This is a genomic window from Aminobacter sp. LjRoot7, assembly GCF_964252895.1.
Lineage (GTDB): Bacteria > Pseudomonadota > Alphaproteobacteria > Rhizobiales > Rhizobiaceae > Aminobacter > Aminobacter aminovorans_B.
Window position 1 is genome coordinate 96780 of record NZ_CAXUPX020000013.1, and the last position, 16464, is coordinate 113243.

At 64.3% G+C, this 16464-nt stretch carries 21 protein-coding genes; 11 read left to right on the top strand and 10 right to left on the bottom strand.

Features of this window, described 5'->3' with window-relative positions; all coding sequences use genetic code 11:
- Positions 1 to 35 precede the first annotated feature (35 nt).
- Positions 36 to 818, bottom strand: a complete 783-nt coding sequence (locus ACSQ3E_RS27250; protein WP_436125057.1) for a DUF3108 domain-containing protein — start codon at positions 816 to 818, stop codon at positions 36 to 38.
- Positions 819 to 1071: 253 nt separating this feature from the next.
- Between ACSQ3E_RS27250 and rpmB the strand changes: the two genes are divergently transcribed.
- The 6 genes from rpmB (at position 1072) to ACSQ3E_RS27280 (ending at position 4831) form a co-directional block, all read left to right on the top strand.
- Positions 1072 to 1368 (top strand): 50S ribosomal protein L28, encoded by a 297-nt coding sequence (rpmB, locus tag ACSQ3E_RS27255; protein WP_067957607.1) that lies wholly within the window; start codon positions 1072 to 1074, stop codon positions 1366 to 1368.
- Between the two features lie 121 nt (positions 1369 to 1489).
- The gene (locus ACSQ3E_RS27260; protein ID WP_436125058.1) at positions 1490 to 2167 is read left to right on the top strand and encodes a queuosine precursor transporter; all 678 of its coding nucleotides are present in this window, start codon (positions 1490 to 1492) and stop codon (positions 2165 to 2167) included.
- Positions 2168 to 2226: 59 nt separating this feature from the next.
- The gene (locus tag ACSQ3E_RS27265; protein WP_436125059.1) at positions 2227 to 3174 is read left to right on the top strand and encodes a LysR family transcriptional regulator; all 948 of its coding nucleotides are present in this window, start codon (positions 2227 to 2229) and stop codon (positions 3172 to 3174) included.
- A 100-nt stretch (positions 3175 to 3274) separates the two neighbouring features.
- Positions 3275 to 3637 (top strand): antibiotic biosynthesis monooxygenase, encoded by a 363-nt coding sequence (locus tag ACSQ3E_RS27270; protein ID WP_436125060.1) that lies wholly within the window; start codon positions 3275 to 3277, stop codon positions 3635 to 3637.
- A 14-nt stretch (positions 3638 to 3651) separates the two neighbouring features.
- The gene (locus ACSQ3E_RS27275; protein ID WP_436125061.1) at positions 3652 to 4287 is read left to right on the top strand and encodes a DsbA family oxidoreductase; all 636 of its coding nucleotides are present in this window, start codon (positions 3652 to 3654) and stop codon (positions 4285 to 4287) included.
- 94 nt (positions 4288 to 4381) lie between these two features.
- Positions 4382 to 4831: a GNAT family N-acetyltransferase gene (locus ACSQ3E_RS27280; protein WP_436125062.1), complete on the top strand. Its 450-nt coding sequence runs from the start codon at positions 4382 to 4384 to the stop codon at positions 4829 to 4831.
- A gap of 6 nt (positions 4832 to 4837) precedes the next feature.
- Here the strand turns inward: ACSQ3E_RS27280 and ACSQ3E_RS27285 are convergent, their stop codons facing one another.
- The gene (locus tag ACSQ3E_RS27285; protein ID WP_067966119.1) at positions 4838 to 5266 is read right to left on the bottom strand and encodes an Lrp/AsnC family transcriptional regulator; all 429 of its coding nucleotides are present in this window, start codon (positions 5264 to 5266) and stop codon (positions 4838 to 4840) included.
- 122 nt (positions 5267 to 5388) lie between these two features.
- Between ACSQ3E_RS27285 and ACSQ3E_RS27290 the strand changes: the two genes are divergently transcribed.
- Complete coding sequence (locus ACSQ3E_RS27290) at positions 5389 to 6489, top strand: saccharopine dehydrogenase C-terminal domain-containing protein (RefSeq protein WP_436125063.1); 1101 nt, start codon at positions 5389 to 5391, stop codon at positions 6487 to 6489.
- A 142-nt stretch (positions 6490 to 6631) separates the two neighbouring features.
- Here the strand turns inward: ACSQ3E_RS27290 and ACSQ3E_RS27295 are convergent, their stop codons facing one another.
- From ACSQ3E_RS27295 to ACSQ3E_RS27315, 5 genes are all read right to left on the bottom strand, one after another.
- Positions 6632 to 7003, bottom strand: coding sequence for a nuclear transport factor 2 family protein (locus ACSQ3E_RS27295; protein WP_436125064.1), 372 nt, complete (start codon positions 7001 to 7003; stop codon positions 6632 to 6634).
- 47 nt (positions 7004 to 7050) lie between these two features.
- Entirely contained in the window at positions 7051 to 8058 is a 1008-nt protein-coding gene (locus ACSQ3E_RS27300) for an esterase-like activity of phytase family protein (RefSeq protein WP_436125065.1), read from the bottom strand.
- Between the two features lie 8 nt (positions 8059 to 8066).
- The gene (gene cobT, locus ACSQ3E_RS27305) at positions 8067 to 9965 is read right to left on the bottom strand and encodes a cobaltochelatase subunit CobT (RefSeq protein WP_436125066.1); all 1899 of its coding nucleotides are present in this window, start codon (positions 9963 to 9965) and stop codon (positions 8067 to 8069) included.
- Between the two features lie 12 nt (positions 9966 to 9977).
- On the bottom strand, positions 9978 to 10964 hold the full coding sequence (gene cobS / locus ACSQ3E_RS27310; RefSeq protein WP_310328092.1) for a cobaltochelatase subunit CobS: 987 nt from the start codon (positions 10962 to 10964) through the stop codon (positions 9978 to 9980).
- A gap of 116 nt (positions 10965 to 11080) precedes the next feature.
- Positions 11081 to 11689 carry a J domain-containing protein gene (locus tag ACSQ3E_RS27315; RefSeq protein WP_310328089.1) on the bottom strand — a complete coding sequence of 203 codons (609 nt, stop codon included), beginning with the start codon at positions 11687 to 11689 and terminating at the stop codon, positions 11081 to 11083.
- 141 nt (positions 11690 to 11830) lie between these two features.
- Between ACSQ3E_RS27315 and ACSQ3E_RS27320 the strand changes: the two genes are divergently transcribed.
- From ACSQ3E_RS27320 to ACSQ3E_RS27335, 4 genes are all read left to right on the top strand, one after another.
- Positions 11831 to 12133: a BolA family protein gene (locus tag ACSQ3E_RS27320; protein WP_310328086.1), complete on the top strand. Its 303-nt coding sequence runs from the start codon at positions 11831 to 11833 to the stop codon at positions 12131 to 12133.
- Between the two features lie 82 nt (positions 12134 to 12215).
- Positions 12216 to 12560, top strand: a complete 345-nt coding sequence (locus ACSQ3E_RS27325; protein WP_436125067.1) for an ArsR/SmtB family transcription factor — start codon at positions 12216 to 12218, stop codon at positions 12558 to 12560.
- A 4-nt stretch (positions 12561 to 12564) separates the two neighbouring features.
- Entirely contained in the window at positions 12565 to 13095 is a 531-nt protein-coding gene (locus ACSQ3E_RS27330) for an arsenate reductase ArsC (protein WP_436125068.1), read from the top strand.
- A complete protein-coding gene (locus ACSQ3E_RS27335; RefSeq protein ID WP_436125069.1) occupies positions 13092 to 13802 on the top strand; it encodes an aquaporin in 711 nt (236 codons plus the stop codon). Before ACSQ3E_RS27330 ends, ACSQ3E_RS27335 begins: the two co-directional genes overlap by 4 nt.
- Here the strand turns inward: ACSQ3E_RS27335 and ACSQ3E_RS27340 are convergent.
- From ACSQ3E_RS27340 to ACSQ3E_RS27350, 3 genes are read right to left on the bottom strand one after another with little or no spacing between them, the layout of a single operon-like run.
- On the bottom strand, positions 13750 to 14673 hold the full coding sequence (locus ACSQ3E_RS27340) for an HlyC/CorC family transporter (RefSeq protein ID WP_436125070.1): 924 nt from the start codon (positions 14671 to 14673) through the stop codon (positions 13750 to 13752). The two genes, ACSQ3E_RS27335 and ACSQ3E_RS27340, sit on opposite strands and share 53 nt — an antisense overlap.
- Positions 14670 to 15782 (bottom strand): 3-dehydroquinate synthase, encoded by a 1113-nt coding sequence (gene aroB / locus ACSQ3E_RS27345; protein WP_436125071.1) that lies wholly within the window; start codon positions 15780 to 15782, stop codon positions 14670 to 14672. Before aroB ends, ACSQ3E_RS27340 begins: the two co-directional genes overlap by 4 nt.
- A complete protein-coding gene (locus tag ACSQ3E_RS27350) occupies positions 15779 to 16402 on the bottom strand; it encodes a shikimate kinase (protein ID WP_310328073.1) in 624 nt (207 codons plus the stop codon). The genes aroB and ACSQ3E_RS27350 overlap by 4 nt, the downstream gene beginning before the upstream one ends.
- Positions 16403 to 16464: the final 62 nt, after the last annotated feature.

Genomic DNA, 16464 nt, shown 5'->3' on the forward strand with positions numbered 1-16464 from the left:
CCACTTTTCGGGATCGTGCCCAGTTCGGGTCATGCTCAATTGGTCGCTTCGAAGCGCCGTGCCTTGACGGTTATCGTTCCGATCTCCGTGCTCACGGTCGCATATATGGGCGCATATACTCCGGTTTCGCCGAGCGGCGCAAACGTCACCATGATGCGGCTGCGGTCGCGCAGGAAGGTCAGCGCCTTCTTGTCGGTGCGGTAGCCAGAGACTGGTTGGAAGCCCATGCGGCAGGTGACAGTGTCGCCTTCAAAACCCTTGACCGCCATCTTCTTGCGCGACACCTCGGTCAGCTTGAGGTCGGCACGCAGTTCGCCGTCATAGATCCTGACCGTGCGGCCGCAGACCTTGTCGAGGCTTGGCGCGCGTATGACGGTTGCGGCGATCGGATCGGCGACGCCGCGCAAGTCGTTGGCGCCGAGCGGAATCCACGTCTTGCCGCGCTTCTTGGGCGGCGGCACGACCTCGGTGCTGGTGACGCGGTCGCCGGAGAAGCCGACCGCAACGAGCGAGCTGACCTTGCCCGAGACATAGTCGGCGCGGAAGGCACGCGGCTTGGTGCGGCCCTCGCCGAAACTGCCGCGCGACGAGATCGTGCCGCGCGTATCGTCGAAGAACGCCGCCAGCCCTGCGCTGGAGACCCTGCCGTTCACGACATAGGAGTTTCCTTCATAGGTGCTGTCGAAGGTCGCCTTGGCAACCGGAATGCCGAGGAACGAGAGCGAATAATCGCCACTGAAGGATTTTCCGGCGGCGAGCAGCGGCGACGGCAGCAGGGCCATAGAGAAGACGAGCAGGACAGGCGAAAGGCGGGGCATTTCGGAAACACCTCATCGTCAGCGGAAGCTGAGTTCGCGCTGTTCGTGTCCCTTGCGATCGGTTATAGAACCAATTCCGGCCATTCTGTGGAGTTGGGGACAACACCCGGAAACGACCACGACGCTTGACGCGTCAGCCAAATACAACTATGGAACGCCAACTTTTTCCATGAGGCCGCCTGACTGAGACCGCGCGCCATCCTTAATCGGTGCGTTATCGTCGCTTGGTCCGCCAGAACTGAAGGTAAGTAACATGTCCCGCGCTTGCGAACTCACCGGCAAAGCCGTCATGACCGGCAACAATGTGAGCCACGCCAACAACAAGACCCGTCGTCGCTTCCTGCCGAACCTGGTCAACGTCACGCTCATCTCCGAGACGCTGAACCAGAACGTGCGCCTGCGCATTTCGGCCAACGCCCTGCGCACGGTCGAGCATCGCGGTGGCCTCGACGCCTTCCTGATCAAGGCTGACGCAGAAGAGCTGTCGCAGCGTGCGCGCCTGCTCAAGAAGCAGATCGCCAAGAAGAACGCCGAGCAGGCCGCAGCCTAATCGTCGATTGAGGCGGGGGACGACCGCCTGGAGCCTCTGACGGCCGCAAGGACGATAGAGGCTCCGCCAAATCCGCCCGGGCGAAGCCCGTACCGCTGGTTCCATTACCCAGGATAAAAAAATGAACTCCGGTTCAAAATATCTGCCTTTCGTGGCGGCCATGGCGCTTGTCGTCGTCGCTTCCAACATCCTCGTCCAGTTCCCGATGCAGGGACAGGTCGGACCCTTGGCGCTCGCCGACGTCCTGACCTGGGGCGCCTTCACCTACCCCTTCTCATTCCTGGTCACCGACCTTGCCAACCGGCGCTACGGCCCGAAGCTGGCGCGGCGTATCGTGTTCGTCGGCTTCATGACCGCGGTCGTCTGCTCGATCGTCATCCCGCCAGTGCTGTTCCGCTATGGCCTGATCCCCTTCGACACCGCCGCCGATCGCCTGGCGCGAATCGCTGTCGCCTCGGGTGCCGCCTTCCTGACCGCGCAGCTGCTCGACATCACCGTGTTCAACTGGCTGCGCCGGCAGAGCTGGTGGCGTGCGCCGATCTTCGGCACGCTTGTCGGTTCGGTGTTTGACACGGCGATCTTCTTCGGCATCGCCTTTTCGGCAGCCTTCGCCTTCATCGGCCCCGAGGATGCATTCGCCCTGGAAGCAGCCCCGCTGTTTGGCGTGCTGCCGTTCGAAGCGGCGCGCTGGATCTCCTGGGCGCTCGGCGACCTCACCGTGAAGCTTTTGATCGCCGTCTTCGCGCTGATCCCCTACCGGCTGATCGCCGCGCGCTGGACGCAGCCAGCGCTGGCGTAACCGCCTACAAATATGACAGTATTGCCAAGAGCCGTCGATGATCCATCGGCGGCTCTTGCATGTCGGACGCCGCTGAATACTTTACCGGCTCGCGCCACGGCATGATCGGCAAGGGTATGGCTCTCGATTCGGTTGATCTTTTCCTCGAGGTCGTTCGGACCGGAAGTTTTTCCGGCGCGGCCCGCGCCACCGGCATCCCCGTCTCGACGATAAGCCAGCGCATCGCAGCACTTGAAGCCCGCCTCGGCAGCACCTTGCTCAAACGCACGACGCGGCGTCTTGCATTGACCGAAACCGGCGCCAGCTATCACGAGGTGGCATCGCGGGCACTCGCCGAGCTGCGCGGCTACGAGGCCGAGCTGACCGACACGGCAGCCGGGCTGAGCGGCAAACTCAGGGTGGCGAGCACGATCGCCATGGACGACGTGCTGGCGCCGCTGCTGAGCGGCTATCTCAAGGCCCATCCCAACATGTCGCTGGAGCTTAATCTGAGCGGCCGCAACGCCGACCTGTTCACTGATGGCATCGACGTCGCCATCCGGGTCGGCGCGCTGCGCGACGATTCGGGGCTGGTTGCGCGGTCGCTTGGCAGTGCCGCGCTGCAGCTCGTGGCATCGCCAGGCTATCTCGCAACAAATACGCCGATCGGCCATCCCCGCGACATCGATGCCGGCCAGTTGATGTCCTTTGCCGGATATGGCGCAGCACAGCTTCGCCACGCCAGCGGCGACGTCCACGAGCTGAACATCTCCGGTCGTTTCACCGGCAACCAGCTTTCATCATTGCGGCACCAGGCCGTCGCGGGCCACGGCATTGCGCTGGTGCCGGCTGCGTTCCTGGCCCGGGAATTCGCCAGTGGCGAGCTTGTGACGGTGCTGCCCGAGTGGCGCGGCGAGGCGCAGCCGATCCACATCGTCTATCTGCGCCAGCGCATCGTCTCCAGGCGCCTGCGCTCCTTCATCGACCACGTCGTCGCTCATTTCCCGCGCCAGCTGTTCGCCGGCTGATCTTCCGTCGATCCGGAAGCTGCATCCTGAAATGTCCGGCTAATCGGGCCGGCCGCCTGTCCTTACCTTCGGCTCATCGTACCGACGAAAGGACAAGCAGATGCAAGATACCAAGGGTTTCTACTCGATCATCGACTACACCGTGGACGGCGCCCAGACGCAACGCGAGCTGATCGACGCCTTCGCCGGCCTGCAGGAAAAGTGGGTGCGGTTCTATCCCGGCTACAAGTCGGCGCACCTGTTCGCCAGCACCGACGGCACGCGCGTCTACAACATCATCCACTGGGAAAGCGAAACGGCGCACCGCGAGTTCGAACGCGTTTCGGACAATGCCGCGCGCATCGCCGCGATCCAGGGCGTGATCGACGGCCTCAAGGGCAAGGCCGAGCCCAGGATGAGCGGCCCGCCGCGCTACAACCTTGTCCGCGAAGTGGTGCCCGGTCCGCGCCCGATCGACGCCTGAGCCGGGAGGACATCATGCAGATCGAGATTCACTCCGACGTGTTGTGCCCCTGGAGCTACATCGCCAAGCGCCGCCTTGAAGCGGCATCTGTGCTTGCCGGCACGCCGATCGAGATCGTGTGGCGGAGTTTCGAGCTGTCGCCCGAAGGCGGCCCGATGCCAGGCGACAGCGCCGCCGATATGATCAGGCAATGGCGCGGCGACGCGGCCGAGGCGCGGATCGCACAGATCGTGTCACTTGGGGCAGCGGAGGGGCTCAAGCTCGACCTGGAGAACGCCCGCCCAACCAACAGCTTCAACGCGCACCGGCTGGTTCATCTCGGTGCGGCGAGCGGCAAGGCCGACGCGGTGATGGAACGCCTGCTGCGTGCCTATCACAGCGAGGCGGAGAACATCGCCGTGACAGGCGTGCTGGACCGACTCGGCCGCGAGGCCGGGCTTGCGCCTAGCGCGGTGGCGGAGCTGCTCACCGGCGACGATTTCGCCGATGCCGTGCGCGCCGACAAGCGCCTCGCCGTCGAACGCGGTATATCGGGCGTACCGGTGATGGTCCTGGCCGGGGCAGCGCCGACTTCGGCGGTCAAGCCGGTCGAGGAGCTTGCCAGTCTGCTGCGACAGGCAACGGCAAGCCAGCGGGCGGGTGACCGCTGAGCATTCGGTACTGCGACGGCGAGACGACTGAGGACATGCTTGCGTAATGCATGTCGACAATTGTGGCGGGCGTTACGTCAAACACGGTGGATACATGACCATTACACTGCGCCCGCTCGACGAGGCCGAGCGGGCGATAATGCTTGAACTGCAAGTCGCTCCCGCGCAGCAGGATTTTGTCGCCAGCAACGAAGATTCGATCGACGAGGCTGATGATGGCGACCACTGCGTGCCATTCGCCATCTATGCCGATGACCAGCCGGTCGGCTTCACCATGTATGCGCTCGATCCCGACGACGGCAATTACTGGATCTATCGGCTGATGATCGACCAGCGCTACCAGCGGCTCGGCTATGGCCGCAAGGCTTTGCTGGAGATGTTGAAGCTGATGTCGAAGCTGCCCGGCTGCAGCCATGTCACGCTCAGCGTCGTGCCTGAAAACGAAACGGCGATGGCGCTGTATCGCCAGACAGGGTTCCGTGCGACGGGCGAGATCATCGGCGGCGAGGTCGTCTTCCGCCACGACCTGTCCGCGATCGGCTGAGGCCGATCAGCGGTCGATTCGCGTCGACAGGATGATCGACGACAAGGTGCGCTCGACGCCTTCGAGCGCACCGATGCGGTCGATCAGCGCGTCGAGATCCCGCACCGACGGCGCCTCGACGACGACGATCATGTCGAAATTGCCGCTGACCGAATGCAGCGTGCGCACTTCGGGAATGCGCTTCAGAACCGCTTCGACCGCCGCCGAGACCTTGGGCAGCGCCGTGACCAGGATGTGGGCGCGGACGAGGTTCTTCTCGTAGTCGGGCGACAGCCTGACACTGTAGCCAGCGATCACCCCGCGCTGCTCAAGCCGCTCGATTCGGCTCTGCACCGTCGTTCTCGATACGCCGAGCTTGCGCGCCAGCTCGGCTGTCGAGGCACGCGCGTTCTCGCGCAGCAAGGCAAGCAACGCGCGGTCAGGGTCTGTCGTCATTTCGTCAATACCATACGTCGTTTCGTTCAAAACATATCGGCTTTTCGGCAATATCGATACTGCCTTTCGACGAGGCGCAGACGTAGAATCCGCGCGAAATTCCAGTTGAAGGGGACATGACCATGAAACAGATCGTTGTTGTAGGCGCAGGCAAGATCGGCTCGACCATCGCCGACATGCTGGCCGAAACGGGCGACTACAAGGTAACCGTGGTCGATCGCTCGCAGGCGGCACTCGATTCGCTCGAGACCGGCAACGCCGTCGAAACGTTGAAGGTCGAGATCTCGGAAGCCGGCGCGCTCGACGCCGTTTTGGCCGGCAAGTTCGCCGTGCTTTCCGCCGCTCCCTTCCACCTCACCACGCGCATCGCAGAAGCCGCCGCCAAGGCCGGCGTGCACTATCTCGACCTGACCGAGGACGTCGCCTCGACCCGCATCGTCAAGGAACTGGCGACCACCGCCAAGAGTGCCTTCATCCCGCAGTGCGGCTTGGCACCGGGCTTCATCTCGATCGTTGCCAACGACCTCGCCAAGCGCTTCGATTCGCTGGAGAGCGTGCGCATGCGCGTCGGCGCGCTGCCGCAGTACCCGTCCAACGCACTCAACTACAACCTGACCTGGAGCACCGACGGCGTCATCAACGAGTATTGCGAGCCCTGCGAAGCGATCGTCGAAGGTTCACTGGTCGAAGTGCCGCCGCTGGAAGAGCGCGAGGAATTCTCGCTCGACGGCATCACCTATGAGGCGTTCAACACCTCGGGCGGCCTCGGCACGCTTTGCGAGACCTACAAGGGCAAGGTGCGCACGCTGAACTACCGCACCATCCGCTATCCCGGCCACGCCGCGATCATGAAGGCGCTGCTCAACGACCTCGGCCTGCGCCACCGCCGCGAAGTGCTCAAGGACATCCTGGAGAACTCGCTGCCGGCAACCATGCAGGACGTGGTGGTGATCTTCGTCACCGTCAGCGGCCGCAAGGGTGGGCGCCTGCTGCAGGAAAGCTACGCCAACAAGATCTACAGCCGCCAGATGGGCAAGATGGTGCGCAGCGCCATCCAGATCACCACGGCATCAGGCATCTGTGCCGTGCTCGACATGCTGGCCAACGGCGCGCTGCCGCAGCAGGGCTTCATCCGCCAGGAAGACATCGCGCTCGACGCTTTCCTCGCCAATCGCTTCGGCCACAATTACGCCCAGGCCGCGACGAGCCATCTGGCAGCCTGATCACGAAACACCTTACGGGGAGGATACCCCGAAGGTCCGACTTTGCAGCGAGGGGTTGGGGGACCCCTCGCTTTCTTTTTTGCCTGAATGGCTGCGGTGGTACCGCGCTGGTCTCGTGTCCGGGGACGTGCTCAGGCAGGGGTCAGATCGCCGTTATCGGCCCGAAGAAGCCGATGATGCGCTCGATTCGTTTGCCGTCAGGCGCCAGCTCGACAAAGTCTATGCCTTCGGGCAGCGGCGTGCCGTCGGCCTCGACGACACGCCAGCCGAACCGGGCAACGTCGTGATGAAGGTCGACCGCCGTGGTGCGCACGATTTTCGCGCCGGGGCGGCTCGCCCGGACCTTTGCGATATGCACCAAGAGCTCATCCGCGCCGACAGTATCCGCACGCGGGTCGGTGTAGGTCGCCCGCTCGGCCCAGACAGCTTCGAGCAGCGCCTTGCGCTGCTCCTCGTCGGGTTCGTTCCAGACCGCGCAGTAGCGGTCGATGAGGCTGGTGATATCGGACGACATGGCCGGCTCCCGCATCGCAGGCGTCGACAATAGCGGAAAATCGCTACTCAATCGCCGTGCAGGATGAATTCCAGGTAGAGATTGCGCTGCAGGATCGAATGGTTGTCGTCCGAGACCAGCGACACCATCAACGCGCCGTCGCTGCGCTGCCAGACGTCGAGGCCTTCCATATTGTCGATCTGGTAGCCCATATTGGCTTCCAGCAGCACCGGGCCGTCGGCCACCTGGCCCTCGACAATGGTTTCAGACGCAATGCGCCGGAGCCGCATCTTGACGCCCGAAGCCATCGAGAAGCTGCGTTCGAGCAGCAACAGGTCGCCATCGGGCAGGAAGGCGCCGTCTGTGATATCGAACTCACCGTTGCGCTTGACCGTGAAGACGCCCTTCTTGGGACCCTCGATGATCGCAGCGAAGATGTTGCCTGCCTTGTCGAGGCTCTTTTCCGACACCACCACCAGCCCGCCCTTTTCGGCTGAATAGGCGACGGCCTCAAAGCCGCGATTCGTCCGCAGCTCGTTGCGTGGCACGAGGAAATCGAGCTCGCGGATCGGCGGCTGCATGTTGTCGGGGTCGATGCGGTACTGGGCGATGCGATGGGTGCGCTCGAAGCCGACGGTGGCGATACCATCGCGTACGGCAAGACCCTCGGCGTCGGCCTGCCATTTCTTCTCGATGGCGACGCCGGAGCTGTCCACCATCTGCACCATCCGGAAATTCTCGATGCCGGTCGGGCGAAGCGCGGAATCGCGGGCGACACGACCGAAATACCAGAAGCCGGTGTCGGCGACGCCGATGAAATCGCTGCCCGGCTTGAGAAAGCGGAAGGCCGAGAGCGCGCCGAGATTGCGCGACGACGAGGTCATCTCCAGGCCGCCGACGAATTCGAGCGGGCCGAAGATCTTCTGGTCGAGCCCGATCTGGAAGCGGGCGATGGGACGAGCCGAAATCTCGATACGCTCGATCGCCGGCTGTTCGGCGCGCGAGGAGGCGGTGAGCGAGGTCGAAAGCGCGAGCGCCGCCAAGGCAGCGCAAGCAAGGTGCCACAGCCGGGTCATGGACAAGCTCACCCGGCGCGCCGGAAGCCGCCGCGGCGGGTCTCGCGGGCGCTCTCCTCGCCGAACAGCGAGGCGAGCTGCTCGGTCATCGCGCCGGCCAATTCCTCGGCGTCGACGATTGTGACGGCGCGGCGATAGTACCGCGTGACGTCGTGGCCGATGCCGATGGCCAGAAGCTCGACCGGCGAGCGCGTCTCGATCAGGTCGATGACGGCACGCAGGTGGCGCTCCAGATAGTTGCCCGGGTTCACCGACAGCGTCGAATCGTCGACCGGCGCGCCGTCCGAGATCATCATCAGGATCTTGCGCTGTTCCGGCCGCGCGATCAGGCGCTGGTGCGCCCAGAGCAGGGCCTCGCCGTCGATGTTTTCCTTGAGCAGGCCTTCGCGCATCATCAGGCCGAGGTTGCGGCGCGAGCGCCGCCATGGCGCGTCGGCGCTCTTGTAGATGATGTGGCGGAGGTCGTTGAGGCGGCCCGGGTTCGGCGGTTTGCCGTCCTTCAGCCACTTCTCGCGCGCCTGCCCGCCCTTCCACGCACGGGTGGTGAAGCCGAGGATCTCGACCGAGACGCCGCAGCGTTCCAGCGTGCGCGCCAGGATGTCGGCGCAAGTGGCGGCAACGGTGATCGGACGGCCGCGCATCGAGCCGGAATTGTCGAGCACCAGCGTAACGACGGTGTCGCGGAACTTCGTGTCGCGCTCCTGCTTGAACGACAGCGGCTGCATCGGGTCGATGACGACGCGCACGAGGCGTGCAGGGTCGAGATAGCCCTCTTCCAGGTCGAAGTCCCATGAACGGTTCTGCTGCGCCATCAGGCGGCGCTGCAGGCGGTTGGCCAGGCGGCCGACGACGCCGGAGAGATTGGCAAGCTGCTTGTCGAGGAAGGCACGCAGACGATCGAGTTCGTCCTCGTCGCACAATTCCTCGGCGCCCACGGTCTCGTCAAAGGCGGTGGTGAAGACCTTGTAGTCGATTTCCCGCGGCAGATTGGCGAACGGGTTGTCCTGGCGACGTGCCTCGCCCGGCGTCTCGGAATCGACGTCATCGTCGTCGGACATCTCGTCGGAGGTGGCGTCGGATGCCTCCATCTCGCCGGACTGCTCTTCGTCAGCGGAGGATTCGGCATCTTCGGACTGTGCCTGCTCGGAGCCGGAATCGTCTTCGCCGCCCTCCTCGCTCTGCTCCTCGCCCTGCGGCTGGTCGTCGTCCTGGTCCTCGTTGTCCTCGGTCTCCTGGTCGTCGCCATATTCCTCGGCCATCTCCAGCGAGGCCAGCATGTGGCGGACGACGCGGGCAAAGGCCTGCTGGTCCTCGAGGCTGCCGAGCAGGCCATCGAGATCGCCGCCGGCCTTCTGGTCGACCCATTCGCGCCAGAGCGAGACCATGCGCTCACCGCTCTTGGGAACGGGCTGGCCGGTCAACTTCTCGCGCACCATCAGCGCCAGCGCTTCCTCGAGCGGCGCTTCCGACTGCTCGGTGACGTCGGCGAGATTGGCCTTGGCGTATTTGTCCTCGAGCATCGAGGTGATGTTCTGGGCAACGCCTGTCATGGCGCGGCTGCCGATCGCCTCGACGCGGGCCTGCTCGACGGCGTCGAACACGGCGCGGGCCTGCTTGCCCTCGGGCGCCAGGCGGGCATGGATGCGGCCGTCATGGCAGGCGCGCTTCAGCGCCATGGAATCGCCAAGACCGCGGGTGACGGCGATGTCGCCGGCGGAAGCCTTCTTGGGCAGCTCGGGTAGGCGGGCGCGATTGCCGGCAAGGGCCGGCCGCTCCTTGGCGAAGGCCACTTCGAGGCCGTTGTCGCCCGAAATGGCACGCATGCAGACGGTCATCGCGCGCTTGAAGCTGTCAGCTTCAGAGCCCGTCTTCGACTTGTTGCGCGTGTTGTCGCCCGGCCCCGCCATCTGAGCCTGTTCTTATCCCAACACGACGTTGGCGGATGATTCCGGCAGGTCCTCGCCGAAGGCGCGCTGGTAGAACTCGGCAACGACGGAGCGTTCGAGTTCGTCGCACTTGTTCAGGAAGGTGAGCCTGAAGGCCATGCCGACATCGCCGAAGATCTCGGCGTTTTCAGCCCAGGTGATGACGGTACGCGGGCTCATAACCGTCGACAGGTCGCCATTGATGAAGGCCGAGCGCGTCATGTCGGCGACGCGGACCATCTTGTTGACGATCTCCTTGCCCTTGGCGTCGCGGTAGTGCTTGGCCTTGGCAATGACGATGTTCACTTCGTTGTCGTGCGGCAGGTAGTTCAGCGTGGTCACGATCGACCAGCGGTCCATCTGTGCCTGGTTGATCTGCTGGGTGCCGTGATAGAGGCCGGTGGTGTCGCCGAGGCCGACCGTGTTGGCCGTGGCGAACAGGCGGAAGGCCGGGTGCGGACGGATGACGCGGCTCTGGTCGAGCAGGGTCAGGCGGCCCGACGATTCCAGCACGCGCTGGATGACGAACATCACGTCGGGACGACCGGCATCGTATTCATCGAAGCAGAGCGCGACATTGTGCTGGTAGGCCCAGGGCAGGATGCCGTCCTTGAACTCGGTGACCTGCATGCCTTCCTTGACGACGATCGCGTCCTTGCCGACCAGATCGATACGGCTGACGTGGCTGTCGAGGTTGACGCGGACCATCGGCCAGTTGAGGCGGGCGGCGACCTGCTCGATGTGGGTCGATTTGCCGGTGCCGTGGTAACCCGACACCATGACGCGGCGGTTGTAGGCGAAGCCGGCGAGGATCGCCATGGTCGTCGCCTTGTCGAACAGATAGTCCGGATCGATGTCGGGCACATGCTCCGACGAGGCCGAATAGGCCGGTACGACCATCTTCGAATCGAAGCCGAAGGTGTCTTTCACCGACACCGTCGTGTCCGGCAGGTTCGTGATGTCGCGATCGACCTTGTTCATAGCGTCTCCACGCGCGTGGTTTCAGGCCACGCCGGCAATCGAATTTTCTTCGGGGGCGGTCATAAAGCCTTTTCCGACCAGATGAAAGTTGGAAAAAGGCCGCGACCGCGGCTGGCTCAACACAATCCCGCTTGCTTGAGCACGCGATATGCCTGGAGCACATCCCTGAAGCGGTCTTCGGAACCCCTGTCGCCGCCATTGGCGTCGGGGTGGTGGCGTTTGACCAGTTCCTTGTAGCGCGCCTTGATGTCGGAACCGGTGGCGCGCGAATCGAGCCCTAGCGTCTCCAGCGCCTTGGCTTCCAGAGGCTTGGCCTTGCGCTGACGCGGCGCACCCTGGGCACCGAACGGATTATGCGGATCGCGCATGCGATTGTAGTAGCCGGCGCGGCCTGAGCGCTGCTGGGCGAAATCAGGCGCCGAGCGCGCCGAACCGTTGGAGCCGATGGTCCAGGTCGGCCTGTGGCCAGTCAGCGCTTCCTTCTGGAAGCGCGCAATATCGCCGTCGGCAAGACCGGAGAAATAATTGAAACCCTTGTTGTACTCGCGCACGTGGTCGAAGCAGAAGCGGAAGTACTCGCCTTCCCTCATGCGGCCGACCGGCGCCTTGTGCGTTCCAGGCTGCTTGCAGCCGTCCCACTGGCAGAGCGGCGCGTGCGACTTCACCTCCGCTTCCGGATCGGGCCGGACGCGGATCTTGTCGAAATATTTTGGGTACGGCTTCATCTGATCGTATTTACCGCCTCTTGGCGCGGCGAAACAAGAATTGACATTTAAAGGATGTTGGCCCTAACGCCTGATTTGCGGCCCAATTTTGCCCGAGGGCACGATTTGCCGCGGCGACACATGTGGTGAAAGGCGAGACCGATGTCCATACAGGCGACCATCGAAACGAAGCTGAACCAGGCATTTTCGCCGGAGCGACTCGTCGTGCTCAACGAAAGCCACCTGCACGCCGGCCACCACCATGTCGATGGCGGCCATCACGCCACCTTCGACGGATCAGGCGAAACGCATTTCCGCATCCGCATCGTGGCCCCGGCCTTTGCCGGCATGAGCCGCATCGACCGCCACCGTGCCGTCAACGATGCGCTCGCCGCCGAACTGAAGGCTGGCCTGCATGCGCTGGCGATCGAGCCGGCAGCTCCCGGCGAAGCGACGCGCTGGTAACAGCTTTTCCCATCGGGTATTGAGCGCGGACCTAGTAGCGCGCCGTCATTCGGCTGTCACGTATATCCATTAGTCTGGATATATGGATGCAAATGACACGATAGAAGCGCTGGCAGCGCTGGCCCAACCGACACGGCTCGAGGCCTTTCGCCAGCTAGCCGCCGCGGAGCCCGAAGGCATTGCCGCCGGTGACCTGGCACGCCGGCTCGACGTGCCCCAAAACACCATGTCCGCGCATCTGGCCGTGCTGACCCGCGCTGGCCTCGCCACCAGCGACCGCCAAGGCCGCTCAATCATCTACCGCGCCGACCTCCCTGCCCTGCGCACAGTGCTGCTGTTCTTGCTGCAGGACTGCTGCGACGGCAGGCCGGAGATCTGCGCGCCATTAATCGCCGACCTGTCCCCTTGCCGCGTTCCATCGGAGTGATGCCATGACCCACCGGCCTTTCAACGTGCTTTTCCTCTGCACCGGCAACAGCGCCCGCTCGATCCTTGCCGAGAGCATCCTGCGCAAGGACGGCGCCTCCCATTTCAACGCCTTTTCCGCCGGCAGCCAGCCCAAGGGCACGGTCAATCCTTTCGCGCTGAAAGTGCTCGAAAGCTACGACTATCCGACCGACGGTTTCCGATCGAAGACCTGGGACGAATTCGCGGTCGAAGGCGCGCCGGAGATGGATTTCATCTTCACCGTCTGCGACGACGCGGCAGGCGAAGCCTGCCCGGTCTGGCTCGGCCATCCGGCCAATGCGCATTGGGGCATCGAAGACCCGAGCCATGTCGAAGGCACCGACCTCGAAAAGGAGGCAGCCTTCGTCACTGCCTTCAAATACATGCGCAACCGCATCAGGGCCTTCACCGCCCTGCCCATATCAAGCCTTGATCATCTGGCGCTGACCTCGCACCTCCACGACATCGGCAAAATGGAGGGCGCGAGCACAAAGGCGGGCGATTCTGGCAAATGAGCGTTTCGCTCCCGCGCCACCTGCTCGCAGAAGCGCTCGGCACCGCATTCCTGCTCGCGACTGTCGTCGGCTCGGGCATCATGGCGGCGCAGCTTGCGCAGGGTAACATCGCCCTGGCGCTGCTCTGCAACGCCCTGGCCACCGGCGCCATGCTGGTTGTGCTGATCGCCGTTCTTGCGCCGATTTCAGGCGCACATTTCAATCCGGCGGTCAGCCTCGTGATGGCGCTCGACCGACGTCTGGCATGGTCGCTGGTCCCACCCTACCTCGCAGCGCAATTAGCCGGCGCTATACTCGGCGTGTGGCTGGCACACGCGATGTTCGACCTGCCGCTGCTGCAGATCTCGGCAACCGCCCGCACCGGCTCGGGCCAATGGCTCGGCGAGGCGATCGCGACATTCGGCCTGGTGCTGACCATCCTCGGCTGTATTGCCCAGGCGCCAAAGACAACGCCCGCCGCCGTCGGCCTCTATATCTTCGCGGCGTACTGGTTCACCTCGTCGACGTCCTTCGCCAATCCTGCGGTGACTGTCGCGCGGGCGCTGACCAACACATTTGCCGGCATCGCGCCCAGCGACGCACCGGCGTTCATCGCGGCGCAGGTGGCTGGGGCCATGCTGGGTCTGATGGCAGGTAGGGTCTTGTGGCCAGGTGCTACTTCGACGGACGCGCTGTTGCCGGCTGCGGCTCCACCACCGCCGGCCTGATCCTGATTCGTGCGAGCCGATTCTTGTCGCGCTTCATGACGATGAAGCGCTTGCCGTGGAAGGTGAAGGCCTGCTTTTCCTCGGGAATCGACTGGGTCTCGTGGATGACGAGCCCGGCGATCGTCGTCGCCTCGTCGTCCGGCAGGTGCCAGTCGAGCGCGCGGTTGAGGTCGCGAATCGGCACGGTGCCATCGACGACCACCGAGCCATCGGCCTCCTGCTTGACACCCTGGACATCGATATCGTGCTCGTCGGCGATCTCGCCGACGATTTCCTCGATGATGTCTTCCAGCGTCACCAGCCCTTCGACCTCGCCATATTCGTCGACGACGATGGCGAAATGCGCCTTGCGGCGCAAAAAGGCGTTGAGTTGTTCCTGGAGCGAAGTCGTGTCGGGCACGAACCAGGGCTTGGAGGCAACCTTCGGCACGTCGACCCTGGAATAGTCGCCCTCAACGTCGTTGAGCGCGCGCAGCAGGTCCTTGGCGTGGACGACGCCGACGATGTTGTCGATCGACCCGCGCCACAACGGCATGCGCGTGTACGGGCTTTGCAGGATCTCGCGCACCAGCGCCTCGGACGCCATGTCGGCATTGACCGAGCGCATCGCGGTGCGGTGGACCATGACATCGGAGACTTCGAGCTCATGCAGGTCGAGCAGGCCACCAACCTGGTCGCGGTCCTGCTTGACCACCTGGCCGTCGCGATGGAGTTCGTCGACCGCGCCGCGCAGTTCGTCATGGCCGGAGCGCTGAGGTGTCAGCGCGATCAGTTCATAGCCGAGCGAGGCGAGCAGCCGCTCGCGGAAGGCCACGCCAACGAGGATCAGCCCCGCCAGCACACCCGCAGCGATCCAGCCGGCCTCGATCATCCCTGATGCTGCTCCTTGAGGAAGGAGACCACCTCGGAGGCCGGCACGTCCTTGGCGATGAAGGACTGACCGATGCCGCGAGTCAGGATGAAGGTCAGCGCGCCGCGCGACACCTTCTTGTCCTGGGTGATGTAATTGAACAGCGCCTCGGCGTCTGGCAGATCGCCGGGAATGTCGGACATGCGCCATGGCAGGCCGACGGCGCGCAGATGCGCCTCGACACGCGCCGCATCGTCGGGGCTCGCCAGATTGAGCCGGGCGGAGAAACGGTGCGCCAGCGCCATACCGATGGCGACACCCTCGCCATGGACGAGGCGGGCCCCGTCATAGGCGGTGGCGGCTTCGAGTGCGTGGCCGAAGGTGTGGCCGAGATTGAGCAAGGCACGGTCGCCGGTCTCGAACTCGTCGCGGGCGACCACGTCGGCCTTGGCGCGGCAGGACTGCGCGATGGCCTCGATGCGCGCCGCACCGCCGGAGAAGACCTCCTGCCAGTTGTTCTCCAGCCAGGCGAAGAAATCCGGGCGATCAATCAGGCCATATTTCGCAACCTCGGCATAACCGGCTCGGAATTCGCGCAGCGGCAAGGTGTCGAGGGCTGCGGTATCGGCCAGCACCAGCTTCGGCTGGTGGAAGACGCCGATCAGGTTCTTGCCGCGCGGGCTGTTGATGCCGGTCTTGCCGCCGACGGACGAATCGACCTGGGCCAGCAGCGAGGTCGGCATCTGCACGAAATTCATGCCGCGCCGCACGATGCCGGCGGCAAAGCCGGTGAGGTCGCCGATGACGCCGCCGCCAAGCGCGATCACCGCGTCGCCGCGCTCAAGCCGGGCGGCGATGATCTGGTCGACCACTGTTTCCAGCGAGGCGAAGCTTTTCGTCTTTTCGCCTGCCGGCAGTTTGATCACCGCAGGCGCATTGCCGGCAGCCGACAGGCTTTCGACCAATGGCTCGAGATGGGCGGCGGCGACGGTCTCGTCGGTGACGATCGCCGTGCGCGCCTTGGGCAGACGCTGCTGGATCAACTCGCCGCCGCGCGCGATCAGGCCGGGGCCGATCAGGATGTCATAGGCGCGGTCGCCAAGTCCGACTTCGACAGTGACGACGCTCATTCGTGATCCTCCGAACCTTCCGAAACGTGAATTCTGCCGGGCACGCCAAGATGGTTGCACAGCGCTTCGATGACTTCGCTGGCGATCGCCTCCTTGCGGTCGTCGCGGGTCGCAACAGTGAGGTCGGCGAGGCCATAGACCGGGTAGCGCTCGTCCATCAGCTTGGAAAGCACCGCGCGCGGGTCGGCATTCTGCAACAGCGGCCGGTTCTGCTTCTTGGAGACGCGCTCCATCAGCAGGTCGAGTTCGGCCTTGAGCCAGACCGAGACGCCGTGGCCGGCGATCGCTGCGCGGGTCTGCGCGTTCATGAAGGCGCCGCCACCTGTCGAGAGAACCTGCGGGCCGCTTTCCAGCACGCGCCCGATGACACGCTGCTCGAGCGCGCGGAACTCGACCTCGCCATAACGTTCGAAAAGTTCGGGGATGGTCATCCGCGACACGCTTTCGATCTCGTGGTCGCTGTCGATGAAGCCGAGCCCGAGGGCCTGGGCGACCTTGCGGCCAATGGCGGTCTTGCCCGCGCCCATCAGGCCGACAAAGACAATCGAGCGCGTGCCCAGCCGCTCAAGCAGGGCGGCTACGGAGCCCTCGGGAAATGGAGTCTGCGCGTCGGGTGTCATGGCGTCCCTTTCGCCGGCGTATCGACATGAAAAGCCCCGTTGCGTCAAGCGTATGACGGCAA

Excerpts from the sequence above, each read along its gene's own strand:
- ACSQ3E_RS27280 (WP_436125062.1), top strand. The coding sequence starts at position 4,382 with ATGACCATTACACTGCGCCCGCTCGACGAGGCCGAGCGGGCGATAATG.
- ACSQ3E_RS27350 (WP_310328073.1), bottom strand. The coding sequence starts at position 16,402 with ATGACACCCGACGCGCAGACTCCATTTCCCGAGGGCTCCGTAGCCGCC.
- cobT (WP_436125066.1), bottom strand. The coding sequence starts at position 9,965 with ATGGCGGGGCCGGGCGACAACACGCGCAACAAGTCGAAGACGGGCTCT.
- ACSQ3E_RS27270 (WP_436125060.1), top strand. The coding sequence starts at position 3,275 with ATGCAAGATACCAAGGGTTTCTACTCGATCATCGACTACACCGTGGAC.
- aroB (WP_436125071.1), bottom strand. The coding sequence starts at position 15,782 with ATGAGCGTCGTCACTGTCGAAGTCGGACTTGGCGACCGCGCCTATGAC.
- ACSQ3E_RS27250 (WP_436125057.1), bottom strand. The coding sequence starts at position 818 with ATGCCCCGCCTTTCGCCTGTCCTGCTCGTCTTCTCTATGGCCCTGCTG.
- ACSQ3E_RS27335 (WP_436125069.1), top strand. The coding sequence starts at position 13,092 with ATGAGCGTTTCGCTCCCGCGCCACCTGCTCGCAGAAGCGCTCGGCACC.
- rpmB (WP_067957607.1), top strand. The coding sequence starts at position 1,072 with ATGTCCCGCGCTTGCGAACTCACCGGCAAAGCCGTCATGACCGGCAAC.
- ACSQ3E_RS27285 (WP_067966119.1), bottom strand. The coding sequence starts at position 5,266 with ATGACGACAGACCCTGACCGCGCGTTGCTTGCCTTGCTGCGCGAGAAC.
- ACSQ3E_RS27330 (WP_436125068.1), top strand. The coding sequence starts at position 12,565 with ATGACCCACCGGCCTTTCAACGTGCTTTTCCTCTGCACCGGCAACAGC.
- ACSQ3E_RS27290 (WP_436125063.1), top strand. The coding sequence starts at position 5,389 with ATGAAACAGATCGTTGTTGTAGGCGCAGGCAAGATCGGCTCGACCATC.
- cobS (WP_310328092.1), bottom strand. The coding sequence starts at position 10,964 with ATGAACAAGGTCGATCGCGACATCACGAACCTGCCGGACACGACGGTG.
- ACSQ3E_RS27300 (WP_436125065.1), bottom strand. The coding sequence starts at position 8,058 with ATGACCCGGCTGTGGCACCTTGCTTGCGCTGCCTTGGCGGCGCTCGCG.
- ACSQ3E_RS27320 (WP_310328086.1), top strand. The coding sequence starts at position 11,831 with ATGTCCATACAGGCGACCATCGAAACGAAGCTGAACCAGGCATTTTCG.
- ACSQ3E_RS27315 (WP_310328089.1), bottom strand. The coding sequence starts at position 11,689 with ATGAAGCCGTACCCAAAATATTTCGACAAGATCCGCGTCCGGCCCGAT.
- ACSQ3E_RS27325 (WP_436125067.1), top strand. The coding sequence starts at position 12,216 with ATGGATGCAAATGACACGATAGAAGCGCTGGCAGCGCTGGCCCAACCG.
- ACSQ3E_RS27260 (WP_436125058.1), top strand. The coding sequence starts at position 1,490 with ATGAACTCCGGTTCAAAATATCTGCCTTTCGTGGCGGCCATGGCGCTT.
- ACSQ3E_RS27340 (WP_436125070.1), bottom strand. The coding sequence starts at position 14,673 with ATGATCGAGGCCGGCTGGATCGCTGCGGGTGTGCTGGCGGGGCTGATC.
- ACSQ3E_RS27295 (WP_436125064.1), bottom strand. The coding sequence starts at position 7,003 with ATGTCGTCCGATATCACCAGCCTCATCGACCGCTACTGCGCGGTCTGG.
- ACSQ3E_RS27265 (WP_436125059.1), top strand. The coding sequence starts at position 2,227 with ATGTCGGACGCCGCTGAATACTTTACCGGCTCGCGCCACGGCATGATC.
- ACSQ3E_RS27275 (WP_436125061.1), top strand. The coding sequence starts at position 3,652 with ATGCAGATCGAGATTCACTCCGACGTGTTGTGCCCCTGGAGCTACATC.